Below are 20,038 nucleotides of genomic sequence, written 5' to 3'. Positions count from 1 at the left end.
CTGGGTACCATGCCAAACATTTCTGTTGACGTATAGGTCAATCTAAGCACCATTAGGTCATCAGCGTGTTTCTGATTCCCGATTCCATGGAGAGGCTTCGATCGATGCGTAATGTGGTTGTCGCGGGTTATGCCCGTTCGCCGTTTCATCTGGCTGGCAAGGGCGCGCTTGCGCGCGTCCGCCCGGACGATCTGGCTGCTCAGGTCATCCGCGGTCTGATTGAACGTACCGGTGTAAAGCCCGAGGATATCGAGGATATCGTGCTCGGTTGCGCCTTCCCCGAGGGGGAGCAAGGCTTCAACGTCGCGCGTCTCATCGGCCTTCTGGCTGATCTGCCGCTCTCGGTCGCTGGCATGACGGTCAACCGCTTCTGCGGATCGTCGATGAGTTCTGTGCACATCGCTGCCGGGCAGATTCAACTGGGCGCGGGCGAGGTCTTTATCTGCGCGGGCGTCGAATCGATGAGCCGTGTACCGATGATGGGGTTCAATCCGCTTCCGAACGCTGAGCTGGCCAAGAAGACGGCCGCCTATCTCGGGATGGGCGACACTGCTGAAAACGTCGCCACCAAGTATCAGATTTCGCGTGCGCAGCAGGAAGCCTTTGCCGTCGCGAGCCAGGACAAGGCCGCCTCCGCCATCGCTGCGGGCAAGCTCGAGGCCGAGATCGTCCCGATCCCGACCAAAGCCGGCATCGTCGACAAGGACGGCACGCCGCGTCCCGGAACGACGGTGGAAGCGCTTGCCGGCCTCAAGCCTGCCTTTGCCCAAGAAGGAACCGTAACCGCAGGCACATCTTCACCCTTGACCGATGGCGCCAGCGCGGTTCTCATCGCCAGCGAAGACTATGCGCTTGCCAACGGGCTTCCCATTCTGGCGCGGATCAAGTCGGTCGCGGTCTCGGGATGTCAGCCCGAGATCATGGGCATCGGTCCGGTTGAGGCTTCGCGCAAGGCGCTTGGCCGTGCAGGCCTCGATGTTGGACAACTCGATATTGTCGAGTTGAACGAGGCTTTCGCCAGCCAGTCGCTGGCTTGCATTTCCGATCTTGGGCTCGATGTCGACAAGGTCAATGTCGACGGTGGCGCGATCGCCATCGGCCATCCTTTGGGAGCGACCGGCGCGCGCATCGTGGGCAAGGCTGCGGCGCTGCTGAAGCGCGAAGGTGGCAAATATGCGCTCGCGACCCAGTGCATCGGTGGCGGGCAGGGGATTGCGACGGTGCTGGAGGCAGCGGAATGAGCGGCCCTGCTTCCGTGAAGAAGGTCTGCGTCATCGGCGCAGGCACGATGGGTGCGGGCATCGCGGCGCAGGTCGCTAATGCCGGTATTCCCGTTCTCCTCATCGATATCGTGCGCGATCCTGATGATCGCAACGCCGTGGCGGCGGGCGCGGTGGCCAAGATGCTCAAGACGGACCCGGCTCCTTTCATGTCGAAGGCGGCGGCAAAGCTGGTCGAAACTGGCAATATCGAGGACGATCTGGCGAAAATCGCCGATTGTGACTGGATCGTCGAGGCGATTGTCGAACGGCTGGATCTCAAGCACGGGCTATACGAGAAGATCGAGGCGCATCGCAGACCGGATGCGGCCGTGTCATCCAACACCTCGACCATCCCGCTGGGCCAACTGATCGAGGGGCGGTCGGATGGCTTTCGCAGCCACTTTCTTATCACCCATTTCTTTAATCCGCCCCGCTATATGCGGCTGCTGGAGATCGTGACAGGAGCCGAGAGCGATACGGCTCTGGTGGAACGGATCGCTGACTTCGCAGACCGCACGCTTGGGAAGAGCGTGGTTCGCGCAAAGGATACACCGGGCTTCATCGCCAATCGCATTGGCACCTTCTGGATTCAGGCGGCGCTCAACGCAGCCTTCGACCTGGGAATCACGGTCGAACAGGCTGATGCGATCGCGGGAAAGCCCATGGGGGTCCCCAAGACAGGGGTTTTCGGGCTTGTCGATCTCGTAGGCATCGATCTCATGCCCTATCTGCAAAAGAGCCTGACCTCGACCCTGCCGGCCGATGATCCCTATCAGGCGATCGCGCGGCCCGCGCCGCTAATCGACCGGATGATCGCGGACGGCTATACCGGCCGCAAGGGCAAAGGCGGCTTTTACCGCCTGAACCGAGATGCCGGCAAACGCAAGGAGGCCATCGATCTTTCGACCGGCGACTATCGGCCGGCCATTAAGGCGCCGTCTGTTTCTGGCGCGGCTGGTAAAGGCGACCTTGCAGCTCTTATCGCCCTACCCGGTGAGGCGGGCGCCTATGCCTGGGCCATCCTCGGTGCGACTCTGTCCTACGCTGCCAGCCTCGTGCCGGAAATCGCTGACGACATCGTTGGCGTCGATACGGCGATGAAGCTTGGGTATAACTGGAAGTTCGGGCCCTTCGAACTCATCGACAAGATCGGCGCGGCGAAGCTCGCCGAACGGCTCGCCGCCGAAGGCCGTCCGGTGCCGGCGCTCCTGACGTTAGCGGGAGATCGCAGTTTCTACCGCGTGGAAAATGGCAAACGGCAATATCTTGGACTGGATGGCGATTATCATGATGTCGTCAGGCCCGAAGGTGTCTTGTTGCTCGAGGACATCAAGCTCTCCTCGCAGCCGCTGATCAAGAACGGTTCGGCCGCACTCTGGGATATCGGCGACGGTGTGGTGGCCTTCGAATTCACCGGCAAGATGAACGCCCTCGACAGTGACGTCATGGCCCTGATCGGCAAAGCCATCCCGCTGGTGCAAGAGAAATACAAAGCGCTGGTCGTCTATAATGAAGGCAGCAACTTCTCGGCCGGCGCGAATCTCGGGCTTGCCCTGTTCGCGCTCAATATCGCGGCGTGGGGCGAAATCGAAAAGCTCGTCGCGGGTGGCCAGGAAGCCTACAAGGCGCTTAAATATGCGCCGTTCCCGGTGGTGAGCGCGCCATCGGGCATGGCCCTGGGCGGTGGTTGTGAAATACTGCTGAACAGCGACGCGGTTCAGGCACATGCCGAAAGTTATATCGGCCTCGTCGAATGTGGGGTGGGCCTGATCCCCGGCTGGGGTGGCTGCGGTGAGATGCTCGATCGCTGGCGGCAGAATCCCGCTTTGCCCAAAGGGCCCATGCCTTCCGTCGCAAAGGTTTTCGAGACCGTTTCGACAGCGACGGTCGCCAAATCCGCGGCCGAAGCAAAAGAATATGGCTTCCTGCGACCCAGCGACGGCATCACGATGAACCGCGTTCGTCTTCTCAGCGATGCGAAGGCGAAGGCTCTTGCACTGGTCGAGGGTTATGCGCCGCCCGCTCCGCCGGAATTTCGTCTGCCTGGAGCCGGCGGCAAGGTGGCCCTCGAACTCGCCGTCGAAGGCTTCCAGGCTCGCGGTCTCGCCACGTCCTATGACGGGGTGGTCTCGGGTGTGCTCGCCGATGTGCTGTCTGGCGGGGAGAAGGATCTGATCGATATCGTCAGCGAAGCCGATCTTCTCGCATTGGAGCGCAAGGCTTTCATGCAGCTCGTTCGTGACCCGCGTACGCAGGCGCGCGTGGAGCAGATGCTTTTGACCGGCAAGCCGCTTCGCAACTGACAAGATGCGGGTCGTGCGCCGTCAGGTGCGTTGGCCCGCGGGGAGATATTTAACCATGCAAGTCTATGACGCTCCACTGCGCGACATGCGCTTTGTCCTCAACGAGCTCCATCAGGATGACGGTTTCGGGGATATCCCCGCATTGTCCGAGTTCACCCCGGACCTGACCGATGCGGTGCTCGAGGAAGCAGCCCGCTTCTGCCGCGATGTGCTCTTGCCGCTCAACCGATCGGGTGACGAGGAAGGCTGCCACCTCCAAAATGGCGTGGTGCGCACGCCGCAGGGCTTTCCAGAAGCCTATCGCCAGTTCGCAGAAGGCGGCTGGACCTCGCTCGCGTCCGATCCGGAATGGGGTGGTCAGGGTCTACCGGAGACGGTGAACAAGCTCGTGGAGGAAATGATCTGTTCGGCTAATCTGAGCTTTGGCCTCTACCCAGGGCTCACCCACGGCGCGACGACTGCCGTGGAAGGCCATGGCAGTGATGCGCTCAAACAGGCCTATCTGCCCAAGATGGTGAGTGGCCAGTGGTCGGGCACCATGTGCTTGACCGAACCGCATTGCGGTACCGATCTTGGTCTTTTGCGTTCGCGCGCCGTGCCCCAGGGCGACGGCAGCTACAAGGTCACGGGCTCGAAGATCTTCATCTCAGCCGGCGAGCATGACCTCACCGAAAATATCATTCATCTGGTTCTGGCGCGCCTCCCCGATGCGCCAAAAGGCGTGAAGGGCATCAGCCTGTTTCTCGTGCCCAAATATCTCCCGAAGGAGGATGGCACTCCGGGACCATCGAACGGCGTGCAATGCGCGGCCATCGAACATAAGATGGGCCTCAAGGCATCCGCTACATGCCAGATGAATTTTGACGATTCCGTCGGTTGGCTGGTCGGCGAGCCCAATAAGGGCATGGCCGCGATGTTCACGATGATGAATACCGAGCGCGTGTCGGTAGGCATCCAGGGGCTGGGCGTGGGCGAGGCCGCTTATCAGGCGGCGGCATGGTATGCGAAGGACCGGATCCAGGGTCGCGCACTTTCTGGACCCAAATATCCCGATCAGGCGGCCGATCCCATCATCGTGCATCCTGACGTACGGCGCATGCTGATGACGATGCGCGCCTATAATGAGGGTTGTCGCGCCTTGTCGGCCTGGGTGTCTCGCGCGCTCGATGCGGAGAAGCATTCGCCGGAACCGGAAGTGCGGCAGCGCGCATCGGATTTCATTGCGCTGATGACGCCGGTCGTCAAAGCCATGTTCACCGACATGTCCTTTGAAAGCGCCAACCTGGCGGTCCAATGTTATGGTGGACATGGATACATTCGCGAGAGCGGTGTCGAGCAATATGCTCGCGATGCCCGCATCACCATGATCTACGAGGGCACGAACGGGGTTCAGGCACTTGACCTCGTCGGTCGAAAGCTTGGCGCTCATATGGGTCGTTATCTGCGCAGCTTCTTCCATCCCGTTTCGGCCTTCATCGAGGAGAACAATGTCGACGGGCCGATGAAGCCGATGGTCGAGGCGCTTGCCAAGGCATTTGGCGCGCTTCAGCTTTCGACCGCGACAGTCGCCCAGCGAGCAATGAAGGATCCGGAGGAAGCCGGTGCCGCGTCGACAGATTATCTTCGTCTGCTCGGTCTGGTCGCGATGGGCTATTGTTTTGCCAAAGCCACCAAAATCGCCGGATTTCAGCTGTTTTTCGGAACTGAAGACAAGCAATTCTACGACGCCAAGATCAAGACGGCGACATTCTTCTTCGAGCGAATCCTGCCGCAGGCGACCGCGCACTTCCTGTCGATCAAGGCAGGCAAGAAGTCGATGATGGCGCTGGAGGATGAGATCTTTTGACGCTCCCGCACTTCTTGGCGACCGACTTGCGATCCCGGCCATCGTCGCGCCGATGTTTCTGGTCTCTGGTCCGGACCTGGTGGTCGAGTGCTGCAAGGCAGGGTTGCTGGGCACTTTTCCCGTCCTCAACCAGCGTAGCAGCGAAGGCTATGGAGAATGGCTCGACGAGATAGAGGGACGGCTTGCGGGGGAAACATGGGGCTGCGCCCTTCGGTGTCAATCTCATCGTTCACAAAAGCAATCCCAGGCTCGAGGCTGATCTGGAGTTGACGGTCCGGCACCGCGTACCGCTCGTCATCACCTCGCTGGGTGCGGCAGCCGAGGTGGTTCAGGTCGTGCAGGGTTATGGGGGTCTCGTGTTTCACGACGTTACCAGCGTGCGCCATGCGGAAAAAGCGGTAGCTGCCGGCGTGGATGGACTGATCGCGGTGGCAGCCGGGGCAGGGGGGCATGGCGGAACGTTAAGTCCTTTTGCTCTGGTCGAAGAAATACGCCGCTTCTTTTCGGGGCCGCTGGCGCTGGCAGGCGCCATTACGCGGGGCCAGCAGATCGCCGCCGCCCGTCTGATGGGGGCGGGCCTGGCTTATATCGGCTCGCACTTCATCGCTGCGGAGGAGAGTCTCGCTGGCTCTGTCAGACTAACCAGGCACCTGCTAGCGGCGGTTGATGTCTCGCAAATCCCGCGCGTTGCCGCCAAGCCCGTTCCGCCGGTTCAACTCCTCTCCCGAGGTGATCCGCCTGGTGGTGCTGATGTACGTCCGCTTTCCGCTGTCGCTGCGCAACGTCGAGGACCTGCTGTTCGAACGCGGTATCGACATCTGCCACGAGACCGTGCGGTTCTGGTGGAACCGGTTCGGGCCGCTGTTTGCTGCAGACATCCGGCGCCAGCGGGTCAGCCGGATGCGCGGCTACCGGCACTGGAAATGGCATCTCGACGAGATGTACGTGAAGGTAAACGGCGAGATGGTCTACCTGTGGCGGGCGGTCGATCATGAAGGCGAAGTCCTCGAGAGCTACATCACCAGATCCCGCGACAAGTCCGCGGCTCTGCGGTTCATGAAGAAGACGCTGAAGCGGCACGGATCACCCGAGGCGATCACCACTGATGGCTTGGGGTCGTACAAGGCGGCGATGAAGCTGCTTGGGAACGCGAACAAGCAGGAAGTGGGGAGGTGGGCGAACAATCGCGCTGAATGCAGTCACCTGCCGGTCCGAAGGCGAGAGCGCGCCATGCTCCGGTTCCGACGGATGAAGACTCTGCAGAAGTTCACCGCGGTCCATGCGTCCTTCAACAATCACTTCAACCAGGAACGCCATCTCGTCGACAGGCAGACCTACAAGCAGCGACGTTCGGCCGCCTTGGTCGAGTGGCAAAACCTGTTCGCCTAGGCTGTCGGTGGGGAAGGGGAAACTGCGCCAAGTGGAGACCAGTTCGCATTAGACTGACAGCACCCCCTAAAGTTTATATTTCCTGACGCTTATCTTGATCTCTCGACTTTCGGCAAACTCCGTCGCTCCCAAAATGTATCGCGGACGATTTGATGTCGTCCAAGCACCTTATTGCGAAAGGTCGGTCGAACGGTCTTCGAGCAAAGCTTTAAGGATGGTGTCCCTGTAGAAGGGGAATGAGCCGCCGGACAAAAGGCATCACTAGGGACGCTAGAAACGAAGATCCTCCGACACGTGAGTGAGTCATCGCCCTGCGGTGAGCTGCGTCACTCATGTGATTGCGTTTAGACCTCTGAAATATGAAGAAAACGAGACCATGTCCGCCAATATCGCCGAAATGGAACGCCGCCGCGCAGCAGCCAAGCTGGGCGGGGGTGAAAAACGGATCGTCGCGCAGCATGCCAAGGGCAAGCTGACCGCCCGCGAACGGCTCAAGCTGCTGCTGAACGAGGGCACTTTCGAGGAGCTCGATACCTATTTCGAACATGACTGCGTCGATTTCGGCATGGACGAGCAGAAGATCCCCGGCGACGGCATGGACGCCGGATCGGGCGCCATCAACGGCCAACTGATCTATGTTTAAGTTGGAGAATATCCTGCGTGCCGAAAAGCGGTCAGTGGTGAGCAAGATCAACGTCAGCGAAGGCTCAAGCCTTATTGTCGATGAGTCATTCTCACGCTTTCAAACGCAACATGAAGAACCATTCGGATACCTGATATGATCAATATTCTTGCGACACTAAGGGATGGAAGCACTAAGGCCATTTCGACAACGCCTGACGGTTCACTGATGGAAGCGCTCCGGGATTCCGGCGTCGATGAGCTCCTCGCTCTCTGTGGAGGGTGCTGTTCGTGTGCTACTTGTCATGTTCACGTGGATGAGAGCTGGCTACCCAGACTTCCCGATATGAGCGATGACGAGGACGACCTTCTGGAGAGTTCCGAACATCGAGACAACCAGTCGCGGCTGTCCTGCCAGATCCCACTCACTGAAGACTTGGACGGGCTGAAAATCACAATCGCTCAAGAGGATTGAAAAGACGAGCAGAGGGTTCGTCTTCGCACAAATCCCAACTGCTGGCTGGGCGGAGATTGCCATGAAAATGTATGACGTTGTAATAGTCGGGACGGGGCATGGCGGTGCCCAGGCAGCCATTAGTCTCCGCCAGTTTGGCTTTGAAGGCTCGATCCTTATGGTGAGCCGTGACACTGAACCGCCATACGAACGGCCACCGCTATCGAAGGAATATCTCGCTGGCGATAAGCCTTTTGAACGCCTGTTGATCCGACCGGCTGAGTTCTGGGACAGCAAGAAAATCGAGATCGAACTGGGCTGCAACATCGTGTCGATCGACGCTGAATCCCATGTCGCCATTTCGGAGGACGACAGACGATTCGCTTACGGGTCCCTTGTCTGGGCTGCTGGGGGCGAACCGCGAATGCTGAGCTGCCCAGGAGCCCATCTCCAAGGGGTACATGGCGTTCGGAGCCGCGCCGATGTCGATCGCATTGTAGCCAGTCTGCGCTCTGGCGCCCATCGCATTGTCGTCATTGGCGGCGGCTATGTCGGTCTCGAAGCAGCTGCCGTACTTCGCAAAATTGGACGCGAAGTCGTCCTTGTCGAAGCATTGCCGCGGGTGCTGTCCCGCGTGGCGGGTGAAACCATCAGCGATTTCGTGCAATCCATGCATACAAAGCAGGGCGTCGATCTGCGGCTCGGCGTGGGTGTGAAGCGTCTCGTCGGCGATGGTTTCAAAGTTTCGGGAGTGGAGTTGACCGATGGAACCCATATCCCCGCCGACATGGTGATCGTGGGTATCGGAATTATTCCGTCGGTCGAACCGGTCAAGCGGACCGGAGCCACAGGAGAGAACGGGATCGACGTTGACAAGCAATGTAGGACGAGCGTGGCCGGCATATTCTCCATCGGCGATTGTGCCTGCTATGCCAATGCCTGGGCCGGGGGTAGGCACTTCAGAGTTGAATCGGTGCAGAACGCGAGCGACATGGCGAACACTGTTGCGAAAGTGCTCTGCGGACAAGACGTGACATATGATGCGCTCCCGTGGTTCTGGTCCAATCAGTACGATTGCCGTTTGCAGACTGCCGGTCTCTCGGTCGAATATGATCAAGCCGTAGTGCGAGGATCAGTTGCCGAAGCAAAGTTCTCGCTTGTCTATTGCAAAGATGGCCGGGTCGTGGCCATCGATTGCGTCAACAACACGAAGGACTACGTCGAAGCTCGAAAACTGATCGAGTCGAGAACCAAAATCGATCCGGTCAGGCTGGCGGATGCCTCGATACCCTTGAAAGAATCTGTCTCCCAGTAGCCTGTTTGGATTGTCACCTATCATAGGGACATACCGGTTCACCACATGATCCTACACTGCTGTCAGATAAATCCGGGACACCGGAACCGAGAGAGGGAGGATGTATGAAGCAAAAGTTTTATGTTTCGGTGGCTTGGACGGTACTTGCGGGTTCTCTGTTCACTTTTCCGGTCAGCGCATTCGCTCAGGACGTGGCTGACGACCAGGCGAGCGAGAGCGGCACCAGTCTTGAGATAATCGTTACCGCGCAGAAGCGCGAAGAGAAGCTGAGCGACGTGCCGGTTTCGGTCGTGGCCGCTACCGCAGAAACACTTCAGGCTTCCGGTGTCGTCGATGCCACCGACCTGGGTGCCATCGTTCCTGGCTTTACTGCATCCACCTCGGTGTTCGGGCCGCCGGTGTTTTCGCTGCGCGGCGTAAACTTCAACTCCTTCCAGGCTTCCGCCCCTCCGACTGTCAGTTCCTACATCGACGAGGCATCCATTCCTTACCCAATCATGGGACAAGCAATGTTTCTCGATGTCGAGCGTGTCGAGGTCTTGAAAGGACCTCAGGGAACCCTTTTTGGGCAGAATGCGACCGGCGGATCGATTAACGTCATCGCGGCGAAACCCACATCTTCCCTCGAGGCGGGTTTCCGGGTCGATGTCAACACCTGGGGTGAAACGAACGCCGAGGCATACGTCAGCGGGCCGCTGAGCGACACGCTGCGAGCGCGAGTGGCGGCGCAAACTACTCAGTTTGGGGGCTGGCAGCGCGGCTATTTCCTCAACGATGAGAAGAACGGCGATCAGAATAAGGTGGCAGGCAGGCTGCTACTCGACTGGACACCGACTGATCGTTTGTCGGTGGCGCTCAATCTCAATGCCTCCTACGACAAGAGTGAGCAGCAGCAGGCGCAGGCGTTTCTGTTCACGCCCGTCAATCCGGCCGCGCCTGCAGCAGGTCCGTTCCTATCCTATATTGGCAACGAACCTAATGATGCCCGCGATGCGGATTTCGACCGAGGTCTCGACACGCGGGCGGATAGTCATACCGTTCAGGCGATCCTGAGAGCAGAATATGAGATAACCGATAGTCTGACATTCACGTCGATTACGAACTACATAGATACGCGCTTTCGGTCCCCGCATGATCAGGACGGCACGGCCGTTCCGATGCAGCCCGCCGTATCGAAGGCTGATATCGAGTCGATCAACCAGGAGATCCGGCTTGCCGGCGACTTTGCAGATGGACGGGTGCGGTTTGTCGTTGGCGGTAGCTACGCCGATGACGACATCACCGAAGGCGTCGCCAACGACTATGTCGGCTACACCGGGTTTCCCCCCAATTCACCTGCCGAATGGCGCTACGATCTGACCCAGAAAGCACTGGCGGTATTTGGCAATGTCGACTTCAAGGTTGTCGATGGCCTCACGCTGAGCGCCGGCGCTCGTTACACCGATACCGAACAGTCGATCTATGGCTGCACTTTCGACCGAGGTGGGAATCCCGGTGCGCGAGGTATCAGCCAGTTCATCGTAGCAGGGATCAACCCTGCCCTGGCTGCGGCGTACGTTCCAGGCGGATGTATCACTATCGATGATGGTCCGCCGAACTTCTCCTTCCTGCCGGTGTTTGCCGATCAGACTCAGAAAGAGGACAACATCGCCTGGCGCGGAGTTATTAGCTACGAGCCATCGGATCAGGTGCTGCTCTATGGATCGGTAAGCCGTGGCTATAAAGCCGGCACATATCCTGTCATCATCAACCTGTTCAATTCGGTCATTCAGCCGGTCACGCAAGAGGAGTTGACGTCCTATGAAGCGGGCGCGAAGCTGACGCTTGCAGATGGCCGCGTTCAACTCAACGCCGCTGCTTTTCACTACAATTACAAGGACAAGCAGTTCTTCTCGTTCCTGCCCGTACTTCAGGGTGCGCTTGTGACCGCAACCCTGGTGAATATTCCGGAGTCGACCGTCGATGGGTTAGAGTTCGACATTACGGCCAAGCCCGTAGATGGTCTAAGGATCAGAGGCGGGGCGACATACATCAAGACAGAGGTAGGCAACTACGTCGGGTTCGATTTCGCCGGCCAACCCCTCGACTTCTCTGGAAAGGAGTTCAACTACGCGCCGCCATGGTCTGCCAATATAGATGCGGAGTACGAGTTCCAGACCAGCGGTAGTGTCCGGCCGTTCATCGGAGGCAGCGTCACCTATCGCGACAACACCTTCGCTGATCTTGGCGAGCCCGCAAGTTTTGCGATGCCGTCCTACACGCTCCTCGATGCGCGCGTTGGCCTGATCTCCGACAACGGTTGGAGGCTCAGCATCTATGGCAGGAACCTGACCGACGAATACTACTGGAATTCGGTCGCTTCTGCCGGAGACGGTGCCGTCCGCTTCACGGGTGAACCCCGGACCTTCGGCGCATCCTTCAGCTTCCGCTATTGAATTGACGACAGGGGCTCGGCGGGGTGCGAGGTTCGTACCTCGCCCCAGGTCGGATATGCATCAACGGAAAAGGTAAGGATATGCCGGACCTTGCGGACCGGAACATCATTGTCACCGGCGGGGCGAGCGGGATCGGAGCCGCGACTGTTCGAGCGGCAATAGAGGCCGGCGCTACGGTAGCAATTACCGACCTTTCGGAAGCGCAGGGCGCCGAACTCGCGTTGGAGCTCGGAGAACGGGCGACGTTCTTCCCACATGACGTCACCCAAGAAGGCGATTGGCGGGACATCGTCTCGAAAATCGAAAGCGTTGCGGGTCCGGTGACCGGTTTGGTCAACTGCGCCGGGATTGCCGCCGCGCCAGCTCCGCTGGACCAGGTCGACGAGCAATCATTCCGCAGGATATTTGAAGTCAATCAGCTCGCCTGCTTTCTTGGAATGAAAGCGGTTACCCCATCAATGCGCAAGGCAGGCGGCGGTTCGATCGTCAACGTGTCATCGGTTGCCGGGCTAAAAGCAGCGCCTGGTGCGATTGGTTACGTGGGTAGCAAATTTGCCGTAACGGGGATGACGAAGGTCGCGGCTCTGGACCTGGCCGCTGACGGGATCCGGGTAAACTCGGTGCATCCAGGTTTGATCGATACGCCGATGGTCCGCCCAGACGGTGATGACGACGCCTTCGCGCCCATCCTCCAGTTTGCGCAGGCATTGCCGATTCCCCGGCCCGGAAAGCCGGAAGAAGTAGCTTCGGTGATAGCGTTCCTTTTGTCCGAAGGGGCCAGTTTCGTAACCGGCAGCGCCTACGCTGTTGACGGAGGCTGGACCACTGGATGATGTCAGTTGCAGGACGCCTTACAGGACGGGTTGCGATCGTAACCGGCGCTGCGAGCGGCATCGGTGAAGCCTCCGCCAGGCGGTTGGCCGCCGAAGGCGCAAGAGTTGTCTGCGTCGACGTTTCAGAACAGGTTCAGGCTCTTTCGCTCGAGCTCGGCGATTCTTCCGTCGCCGAAATCGCAGACGTTGCCGATGACACGCAAGTCGATCTGTTCGTCCGTTCAGCGCTCGATCGGTGGAGCCGGATCGATATTCTGGTCAACAACGCCGGCATCGACGGCCAACTCGCTCTCCTCGCCGATGGCCATCAAGAGAATTACCAGCGTGTCATGGACGTGAACTTGCGATCATGCTGGTCGACGATGAAAGCGGTCCTGCCATCCATGGTGGCAGAGGGTTCGGGGTCGATCATCAACATGTCTTCGGTCGGCGCGCTCATCGGCTTCGAGAACCTGTCGGTCTATTCCGCCGCCAAGGCGGGTATGCTCGGCCTGACGCGCGGCGCGGCACTGGAATACGGCGCGCACGGAATCAGAATCAATGCGATTTGTCCGGGTGGAGTACTCACCCCCTTGGCTGAATCTTTCATGGACGAAGGCACTTTCAAAGCCTGGGCGGACAAGCACGCCTTGAAACGCTTTGCCCGACCCGAAGAAATTGCTGCCGTCGTATCGTTTCTCGCAAGCGACGAGGCTTCGTTCATCACAGGCTCGTCGCTTGTCGTTGACGGCGGGATGACCGCAATCTGAAGTGCCAAGAATCAAGGACATGATACAATGCCAAGGGTAACCGCAAGCAGGGTGATCAAGGCTCCGGTAGCGAAAGTGTGGGGTGCTATTCGAGACTTCGAATCCCATTCTCGCTGGATCGAACACAATCCTGAAATCGCCGTCACCGGTGGCACCGGGCTGACGATCGGGACCAAGCGCCGGGTGACTTATGGCGATGGTTCTTTCTTCGATGAAATTCTTACGACACAGGATGATCGAAGGTTCTATCAGGAATACGATGTTGTCGGCGAGCTGCCATTGCCGGTTTACAATGTCAGGGGAGCGATGAAACTCCATCCGGTGACGGCCGACGACACCACTCTCGTCGTCCGAACGCTGACCTATGACACCCCGCTTCAGCCTGGCGAAGCGAAGGATTTTGAAAAGAGCCGCTACGACCTGTTGGCGACAAGCCTCGACCTGCTTGCAGACCTTTTTGAATAACGATGGACATTCCTCTTTCTCCTTTCGATATCACGCCAGAACTCATGACCGGGATCGTACGCCGGCGCTACCCCGAGGCACTGGTCACCGCTGTCGAAATCGTCCGGGCACACGAGTACGGCGAGGGCGATGTTTCCACCTCGTCCCGGGCCACCGCCCGATTGGCCTATTCCGACCCCGCGTGCGAGCTCCCGAAGGACATAGTCCTAAAGCTGTCGTTCGATCCGCGCGTCGAGGGAACGGATGCGTGGTTTTGCAATCTCACCGGGTTGTTCGACAACGAGGTCGATTTCTACAATCGCATTCGTCCCGAACTCTCGCTGGAAGCGCCGCTCGCGCTGGGAGGGTACTTCGACGAGGCCACCGGACGATACATTCTGGCGATGGAAGACGTCACCAGAAGGGGTGCGCGATTCCCGAGCAATCAGGACGATATTGCGCTCGACCACGTCAAACGGATCCTCTCCACTGTCGCACGGCTGCATGCGCAATTCTGGGAAAGCGAGCGATTCCAGGATGATCTTGCCTGGGTCGAGACGCACCTGTCCGGGCGCGTCGAAACTCATATGCGCAGCGTGATTCCGGAAAAGGGCATCGCAAGCGAACTGCAGCAGCACAAGTTCAAGCGGGAAATTCTCGAGCGCTTGGGCACCAGCGAACGTGAACTTTTCGCGGGCATGTGCGCAAACAAGCTGCATCAATCGAAGCTGCCCCAAACCTTGCTGCACGGTGACTTGCACATCGGGAACACCTATCTGATGCCCGATGGCACGGTAGGACTGCATGACTGGCAGCTGTGCGTGAAGGGATTTGCCCTGCACGATGTCACATACATCATCAACACGTCCCTCTCAGTCTCCCAGCGCCGTGTGCACGAGCGAGACTTGCTGGAGCATTATCGAGATTGTCTTGTCGCCAATGGCCTTGTCAGTCCGCCCGATATGGACATGCTGTGGCGCGAGCATCGCCGTGCAGCGCTGTGGACCCTCTATATTGGCTGGCTCACCTGCCCACCGCTCAGCTATGGCTGGGATACGCTGGCAGTAGCTTTGCTGCGTGTCTCGACGGCAGTCGAGGATCATGAAACGCTTGTCCTGGTCAGGGAAGGCCTGTGAGTGCCAAGCCTGCAGCATTGCTGATAGGTGCGAATGGCGGGATGGGAAGGGCAGTTGCGCGGGCGCTGCTTGATACCGGCTATGCGCTCACAGCTACAGTGTCGCGCCGGGCTGCTATCGATCCCTTTCTTGCGGATTGCCCTTCCTGCGAGGCTGTCGAGGCTCTCGATCTTTCCGATGCCGTCGCGGTGAAGGAAAGGATTGCGGCTCTTTCCAGTCGGCTGTCACGGGTTGATGCGGTTGTTGTCTGCTCTGCGGTTGCGCCATGCGCTCCCGCTGAAATGGTCGCCATCGAAGAATTTCGACGCACAATCGAGATCAACTGTAGCGCAGCGCTCGCCATCTACCAGGCGACCATACCGCATCTTCGCAAAACGAGGGGCAGGCTGGTCCTGACTGGTTCTTATTCCGGCAAGGTGGCAACCCCGGTTATGGCCGCCTATGTCGCGTCGAAATTCGCTCTTGAGGGCCTTACCGATGTCCTGCGTCAGGAAGCTCAGGGCTGGGGGGTCGAGATCGTGCTGATCCAGCCGGGTGCGCTCGACACGCCAATGATGCGGCGAACCCAGGAGGACCTCGGCCACACGATTGCCAACCTGTCAGCCGATCAGGCGGAACGATATGGCGATCTCTACCGTCAGATGAAGTATCGCGCCGATGAAGCGCTCGCTAACGGTACATACTCGTCGCCGGAGGCGGCCGCGGCAGGGGTAATCGAGGCCTTGCGCGAAAATCCGCCTTCGACGCGCTATCCCATTGGCGATCATGCAAGATACATGCTGAACCTGGCAAAGAACTCTTCCGATCGCGAAATCGACGACGTCATTCTCGACATCTATCGGTCTGCGCCGCTTTAAAAGATGCCCCGATCTTGTCCCGCCCTTCGGTGACTGAAGTGATTGGCATGGTCTGTTAGCTCTTGCTCCAAAGCACAACCGAACCCGCCATTATCCTAAGTGGCGATTTGAAATTCGGCGGCCGAGCAAGAGGAGCGGAATATGACATCTTCAGCGAAGGATTTTGGGACCTGGGCGTCCCCTGAGGTGCAGCGCTGCCCTATTCCGCACCTCAACCGCCTGCTCGAGGAGGCTCCGGTCTATCGCGACGAGGGCACCGGCATGGTCTGGGTAAGTCGCTATGAGGACATCAATTTCGTCAACAGCAATCCGGATATTTTTTCCAGCCGCACGCCAATCATGATCAACCGGAAAACCTCGGTTTCCGAAGAAGTCGCCCGGCGATACAAGGAGCGGGGATGGCCGGAAGAGCATGTTCTGGCATTCGCCGACCCGCCCGAGCACACGCTACATCGCGCGCTTGTCGATAAGGTCTTCACGCCAAGCTACACCAAGCAGCTCGAACCCTATGCGCTGGCGATCATCGATGACCTGATCGACGGCTTCATCGAGGATGGCGAAACTGACCTCAGCGCCGGTTTCGCAGTCCATCTCCCGATGTATATTATCTCGGATCAGCTGGGGGTCGATCGCAAGGACTACGAGCAATTTAAACTCTGGTCGAACGCCTGGGTGGATCGCAACGATCCGAACTGCCCGCCGGATCGCGAGCTCATGCTGACTGATCGCATGATCGACATGCAGAATTACCTCGCCGAGCGGGCGCGTTACTATGAGGCCAATCCCAGCGACAATCTGATTTCACGGCTGGTCCATGCCGATGTCGATGGCGAACGCCTCACCATGGGGCAGCTATTGATGGTAGCGCAACTTATCCTTGTGGCCGGAAACGAAACGACCACGACCGGCATCACAAGCGCAATGTGGATGATCCTTAAGGACCCCGCCCTGAAAGAGCGCGTGATGACCGAGGAAAAGGCTGTTCCAGCCGTCATCGAAGAGATGCTGCGTGCGCATGCCCCTGTGCCTCAGCAGTACCGCTACACCACTCAAGACACGGAAATTGGCGGTTTCCCGGTCCCGAAGGATACGATCATCGCGGTGAGCTATCTCGCGGGGAACTACGACAAGGCCAAATGGGAGTGCCCCGAAACCATCGACATTGATCGTAGAGGTGTCCGCAATCACCTCGCCTTCGGCCGCGGTATCCATTTTTGCGTCGGCAACCAGCTTGCTCGCATGGAAATGAGGGTTGCGATCCGGCGCCTGCTGGAGCGCCTGAAGGATCTGCGACTGTCCGAAAAGCACCCTGCGCCGCAGTGGATGGCGAATTTCCAGGTCCATGCTCTCGAAAGCCTGCACGTGCAGTTCACGCCCGGCGCGAAACAGGCGGGTTGAATGGCTGACGAGGAGCCAGCCGCCGAAGGTGCTGCGCCGCATAGCTGCGGCGTCGGCATTATCGGATTGAGCGCAAACGGAGGGTGGGCGAGCCTGGCTCATCTTCCCGCACTGCGCTCGATGCCCGACAAATTCGACGTTGTTGCTCTCTCGGCGAGTTCGGGCAAATCCGCTGAAGCTGCCGCAAAGGCGCACGCAGTCTCGATGGCGACTAGCGATGCGCTGGTCCTGGCCTCAAGCGGAGATGTCGAGCTGGTGGTCGTGGCCGTGAAAGTGCCGGAGCACCGTGATCTAGTGCAGAAGGCGCTTTATTGCCGAAAGGATGTCTATTGCGAATGGCCGCTAGGCCGCAACACGACTGAGGCGGAGGAGATGCTGGACGCTGCGCGCCGGTCAGGCGTGCGGCACTTCGTCGGCTTGCAGGCCCGCAGCTCTCCGGCCTTGCGCTATATCCGCGATCTCGTGGAGGAAGGATATGTCGGCAGGGTCATTTCGACCCGAGTGACGGGCTCTGGCGGGTTTCCCTGGAGCGGCCAAGCGCTCGCTTCGCTTGCCTACACGCTCGATGACAGTCTCGGGGCTACTCTCTTCACGATCCCCTTCGGCCATATGATCGACGGTTTCACGTGGGTTCTTGGCGAATTCGCGGAACTCGACGCGACAATGGCGGTGCAGTTCCCTCAGGTAAAACTCACCGACACCGGGGAGACAATCGCAGCCAATGGACCGGATGAGGTGGTCGTATCGGGCACCCTTCAATCGGGCGCGGTCGCTTCGCTGCACTATACTGGCCGAGAGTCTCCTGCAGGCAATCTGCGTTGGGAAATTTCCGGTGATTCCGGAGCGCTCCTGATCGAGTCCGGCAGCGGTCATCTGCAATACGGTCATCTTGATATAAGCGGCGGGCGGGGCGAGGAAGAGCTGCGGCCGCTCCAAATTCCCCCGATCTATCGCCAGTGCACGACTGCGGAGGACAGTCACGCCGATAGCGTGGCGCATGCCTATCACGCAGTTTCCAAAGACCTGAGGACCGGTGCCGCCAGCGTGCCGGATTTTGCCGACGCCGTGAAGCTGCACCGATTGCTTGATCGGATCAGACACGCGGCTGGCTGGAACATGGAGAGTGGTATATGAGCATGACGATAGAAGAGATGGAAGCGAAGCTGACCTATCTCATGGATCGCCAGGAAATCTATGACGTCGTGGTGCGCTATTGCCGCGGGTGCGATCGACTTGATCGGGACATGGTTATGTCGGCTTATCACCCCGATGCGATGGACGATCACGGCAGTTTTGTCGGGCCACCCGACGCGTTCTGGGACTGGGTCAAGAACCTGCACGGCCAATATCAGAGCGCGACCCAGCACATGATCGGTAATCATCATGTGGAAATTGACGGTGAAACCGCCCATTGCGAAACCTATCTCTCCTACTCGGCAATGAACACGACAGGCGCCCCGTTCAGTTCAATCGGCGGTCGCTACATCGACCGGATGGAGAAGCGCGAAGGCAAATGGGCCATCGCGCATCGCAAGTATATCGTCGACTGGGTCGCACCATCGATCAATACGATCGAAGGAAGCAAGACGCCGGAGGGAGCCCCAAACTTCGACTGCATCGCGCCTCATGAATTTGCTGTGGCCGAAACGGGGCAGCAGGCGAGCCGCGATACAAGCGATCCTTCCTATGAACGCCCGCTAGTGGTCGATCCCGCCCGCGTCGAGCGCTACGACCGTCTGACGAGGGAAGCGCAGGACGCTGCCTCGTGAGGGAGTCCGCAACCCTGCCAGCCGTTCTTGACGGGGTCAGAGTGCTTGAGATCGGCCACTTCGTGGCCGCGCCGTTCTGTACCCGCTTGCTAGCCGATCTCGGGGCTGAGGTTGTAAAGATCGAACCTCTGCGTGGCGACCCGGTCCGGCAGTGGGGTGCCCAGGTCGATGGCAAATCCCTCTGGTGGTCGGTCCACGGTCGCAACAAGCAAAGCATCGCTCTCGATCTAAAGTCCGAGGAAGGTCGAAGGATCGCTATCGATCTTGCGCAGAAATGCGATGTCGTGGTCGAGAATTTCCGCCCCGGTCAGCTCACGAAAATGGGTCTAGGTCCGGATGTTCTGCGTGAAGGCAATCGCGATCTTATCGTCGCCCATATCTCTGGGTATGGGCAAACGGGTCCCGGTAAGGATCGTGCCGCGTTCGGCGTCATTGGCGAGGCCGTTGGGGGGCTGCGCTATCTGACCGACCACCCGCCCGGTACATCCGATCTTCCGCCAGTCCGGGTAGGCATCAGCGTCGGCGACTCGCTCGCCGGTCTTTATGCAGCGCTGGGCATCGTCTCAGCGCTGTGGCGGCGCGAGCGCAGGGGGAGTGATCAACGGTATCAGACCGTCGATGTCGCGCTGACGGAGAGCGTTTTGAGCCTGATGGAGGGGATGCTCCCTGAATTTGGCGCGCTTGGGCGGATAAAGCAGCCGACCGGAGGGGCCATCGCCACGGCGGCACCCTCCAACGCATATCCGTCTAAGCAGGGCGAGTTCGTCCTGATCGCGGCGAACTCGGAGCCGTTGTTCGCGGCCCTTGCAGAACTGATGGACCGCAGGGATTTGATTGGGCACGAACGCTTCGCGGGCAATGCCGAACGGGTCGCGAACGCATGGGAACTCGATCGGATCATTACAGGGTGGTCGCAGTCGCTCGATACGCAGCAGCTGCTCGATTCGCTGGAATCGGCGGGCATACCTTCGTCAAAAGTGTACACTGCGGAAGATATCGCGACCGACGAACAATACCGTGCGCGCGGAATGGTACGGGAGGTCGCTGATCCCCGGTTCGGCGACGTCCTGCACCCGGGAATCGTGCCGCATTTTCCCGGCGCACCTGGGAGCGTGCGCAATACCGGCCCCGAGACCGGTGCCGACGGCGTGCGGATCGTGCGCGAACTGCTTGGCTACGATGCCGGGAAGATCGCGCAATTACAGCAGAGCGGAGTGCTCAAGTGAC

The 20,038-nt window shown here is 59.3% G+C and carries 16 protein-coding genes and 2 pseudogenes; all 18 read left to right on the top strand.

Going from position 1 to position 20,038, the window contains the following annotated elements; translation table 11 throughout:
• Nucleotides 1–104 precede the first annotated feature (104 nt).
• The 18 genes and pseudogenes from B9A23_RS03080 (at nucleotide 105) to B9A23_RS02995 (ending at nucleotide 20,037) form a co-directional block, all read left to right on the top strand.
• Entirely contained in the window at nucleotides 105–1,241 is a 1,137-nt protein-coding gene (locus tag B9A23_RS03080; protein WP_084277353.1) for a thiolase family protein, read from the top strand.
• Nucleotides 1,238–3,565 (top strand): 3-hydroxyacyl-CoA dehydrogenase/enoyl-CoA hydratase family protein, encoded by a 2,328-nt coding sequence (locus tag B9A23_RS03075; RefSeq protein ID WP_084277352.1) that lies wholly within the window; start codon nucleotides 1,238–1,240, stop codon nucleotides 3,563–3,565. Before B9A23_RS03080 ends, B9A23_RS03075 begins: the two co-directional genes overlap by 4 nt.
• A 55-nt stretch (nucleotides 3,566–3,620) precedes the next feature.
• Nucleotides 3,621–5,411: an acyl-CoA dehydrogenase C-terminal domain-containing protein gene (locus B9A23_RS03070; protein ID WP_084277351.1), complete on the top strand. Its 1,791-nt coding sequence runs from the start codon at nucleotides 3,621–3,623 to the stop codon at nucleotides 5,409–5,411.
• A 182-nt stretch (nucleotides 5,412–5,593) separates the two neighbouring features.
• A pseudogene (locus B9A23_RS23190) lies at nucleotides 5,594–6,022 on the top strand (NAD(P)H-dependent flavin oxidoreductase); the annotation flags it as partial.
• A 55-nt stretch (nucleotides 6,023–6,077) separates the two neighbouring features.
• Nucleotides 6,078–6,800: an IS6 family transposase gene (locus B9A23_RS03060; RefSeq protein ID WP_084277350.1), complete on the top strand. Its 723-nt coding sequence runs from the start codon at nucleotides 6,078–6,080 to the stop codon at nucleotides 6,798–6,800.
• Nucleotides 6,801–7,176: 376 nt separating this feature from the next.
• Nucleotides 7,177–7,440 (top strand): annotated as a pseudogene (locus tag B9A23_RS03055) (carboxyl transferase domain-containing protein); the annotation flags it as partial.
• Between the two features lie 138 nt (nucleotides 7,441–7,578).
• A complete protein-coding gene (locus tag B9A23_RS03050) occupies nucleotides 7,579–7,896 on the top strand; it encodes a 2Fe-2S iron-sulfur cluster-binding protein (protein ID WP_084277349.1) in 318 nt (105 codons plus the stop codon).
• A gap of 61 nt (nucleotides 7,897–7,957) precedes the next feature.
• Nucleotides 7,958–9,190, top strand: coding sequence for an NAD(P)/FAD-dependent oxidoreductase (locus B9A23_RS03045; protein WP_176217853.1), 1,233 nt, complete (start codon nucleotides 7,958–7,960; stop codon nucleotides 9,188–9,190).
• 104 nt (nucleotides 9,191–9,294) lie between these two features.
• Entirely contained in the window at nucleotides 9,295–11,625 is a 2,331-nt protein-coding gene (locus B9A23_RS03040; protein WP_084277347.1) for a TonB-dependent receptor, read from the top strand.
• An 80-nt stretch (nucleotides 11,626–11,705) separates the two neighbouring features.
• Nucleotides 11,706–12,458 (top strand): SDR family NAD(P)-dependent oxidoreductase, encoded by a 753-nt coding sequence (locus B9A23_RS03035; protein WP_084277346.1) that lies wholly within the window; start codon nucleotides 11,706–11,708, stop codon nucleotides 12,456–12,458.
• The gene (locus B9A23_RS03030) at nucleotides 12,455–13,207 is read left to right on the top strand and encodes an SDR family NAD(P)-dependent oxidoreductase (RefSeq protein WP_084277345.1); all 753 of its coding nucleotides are present in this window, start codon (nucleotides 12,455–12,457) and stop codon (nucleotides 13,205–13,207) included. The genes B9A23_RS03035 and B9A23_RS03030 overlap by 4 nt, the downstream gene beginning before the upstream one ends.
• 27 nt (nucleotides 13,208–13,234) lie before the next feature.
• A complete protein-coding gene (locus tag B9A23_RS03025; protein ID WP_082924272.1) occupies nucleotides 13,235–13,672 on the top strand; it encodes an SRPBCC family protein in 438 nt (145 codons plus the stop codon).
• 44 nt (nucleotides 13,673–13,716) lie between these two features.
• Nucleotides 13,717–14,787, top strand: coding sequence for a phosphotransferase (locus B9A23_RS03020; protein ID WP_176217852.1), 1,071 nt, complete (start codon nucleotides 13,717–13,719; stop codon nucleotides 14,785–14,787).
• Nucleotides 14,784–15,644 (top strand): SDR family NAD(P)-dependent oxidoreductase, encoded by an 861-nt coding sequence (locus tag B9A23_RS03015; protein WP_139797289.1) that lies wholly within the window; start codon nucleotides 14,784–14,786, stop codon nucleotides 15,642–15,644. The genes B9A23_RS03020 and B9A23_RS03015 overlap by 4 nt, the downstream gene beginning before the upstream one ends.
• Nucleotides 15,645–15,785: 141 nt before the next feature.
• Entirely contained in the window at nucleotides 15,786–17,042 is a 1,257-nt protein-coding gene (locus B9A23_RS03010) for a cytochrome P450 (RefSeq protein WP_084277342.1), read from the top strand.
• Nucleotides 17,043–18,176 (top strand): Gfo/Idh/MocA family protein, encoded by a 1,134-nt coding sequence (locus tag B9A23_RS03005; RefSeq protein ID WP_084277341.1) that lies wholly within the window; start codon nucleotides 17,043–17,045, stop codon nucleotides 18,174–18,176.
• Nucleotides 18,173–18,811 carry a nuclear transport factor 2 family protein gene (locus B9A23_RS03000; RefSeq protein WP_010237057.1) on the top strand — a complete coding sequence of 213 codons (639 nt, stop codon included), beginning with the start codon at nucleotides 18,173–18,175 and terminating at the stop codon, nucleotides 18,809–18,811. The genes B9A23_RS03005 and B9A23_RS03000 overlap by 4 nt, the downstream gene beginning before the upstream one ends.
• Complete coding sequence (locus B9A23_RS02995; protein WP_084277340.1) at nucleotides 18,808–20,037, top strand: CaiB/BaiF CoA transferase family protein; 1,230 nt, start codon at nucleotides 18,808–18,810, stop codon at nucleotides 20,035–20,037. The genes B9A23_RS03000 and B9A23_RS02995 overlap by 4 nt, the downstream gene beginning before the upstream one ends.
• The last annotated feature ends 1 nt before the right edge of the window (nucleotide 20,038 follow it).

Origin of the sequence: Novosphingobium sp. B1 (assembly GCF_900176395.1) — a bacterium.
GTDB lineage: Bacteria > Pseudomonadota > Alphaproteobacteria > Sphingomonadales > Sphingomonadaceae > Novosphingobium.
The sequence above is the reverse complement of the archived record's forward strand: the minus strand, read 5'-3'. Positions and strand labels throughout refer to the sequence as shown.

What these genes read in the sequence shown, in the direction of transcription:
- B9A23_RS03080 (WP_084277353.1), top strand. Translation starts at nt 105, where the DNA reads ATGCGTAATGTGGTTGTCGCGGGTTATGCCCGTTCGCCGTTTCATCTG.
- B9A23_RS03075 (WP_084277352.1), top strand. Translation starts at nt 1,238, where the DNA reads ATGAGCGGCCCTGCTTCCGTGAAGAAGGTCTGCGTCATCGGCGCAGGC.
- B9A23_RS03070 (WP_084277351.1), top strand. Translation starts at nt 3,621, where the DNA reads ATGCAAGTCTATGACGCTCCACTGCGCGACATGCGCTTTGTCCTCAAC.
- B9A23_RS03060 (WP_084277350.1), top strand. Translation starts at nt 6,078, where the DNA reads ATGTCTCGCAAATCCCGCGCGTTGCCGCCAAGCCCGTTCCGCCGGTTC.
- B9A23_RS03050 (WP_084277349.1), top strand. Translation starts at nt 7,579, where the DNA reads ATGATCAATATTCTTGCGACACTAAGGGATGGAAGCACTAAGGCCATT.
- B9A23_RS03045 (WP_176217853.1), top strand. Translation starts at nt 7,958, where the DNA reads ATGAAAATGTATGACGTTGTAATAGTCGGGACGGGGCATGGCGGTGCC.
- B9A23_RS03040 (WP_084277347.1), top strand. Translation starts at nt 9,295, where the DNA reads ATGAAGCAAAAGTTTTATGTTTCGGTGGCTTGGACGGTACTTGCGGGT.
- B9A23_RS03035 (WP_084277346.1), top strand. Translation starts at nt 11,706, where the DNA reads ATGCCGGACCTTGCGGACCGGAACATCATTGTCACCGGCGGGGCGAGC.
- B9A23_RS03030 (WP_084277345.1), top strand. Translation starts at nt 12,455, where the DNA reads ATGATGTCAGTTGCAGGACGCCTTACAGGACGGGTTGCGATCGTAACC.
- B9A23_RS03025 (WP_082924272.1), top strand. Translation starts at nt 13,235, where the DNA reads ATGCCAAGGGTAACCGCAAGCAGGGTGATCAAGGCTCCGGTAGCGAAA.
- B9A23_RS03020 (WP_176217852.1), top strand. Translation starts at nt 13,717, where the DNA reads ATGACCGGGATCGTACGCCGGCGCTACCCCGAGGCACTGGTCACCGCT.
- B9A23_RS03010 (WP_084277342.1), top strand. Translation starts at nt 15,786, where the DNA reads ATGACATCTTCAGCGAAGGATTTTGGGACCTGGGCGTCCCCTGAGGTG.
- B9A23_RS03005 (WP_084277341.1), top strand. Translation starts at nt 17,043, where the DNA reads ATGGCTGACGAGGAGCCAGCCGCCGAAGGTGCTGCGCCGCATAGCTGC.
- B9A23_RS03000 (WP_010237057.1), top strand. Translation starts at nt 18,173, where the DNA reads ATGAGCATGACGATAGAAGAGATGGAAGCGAAGCTGACCTATCTCATG.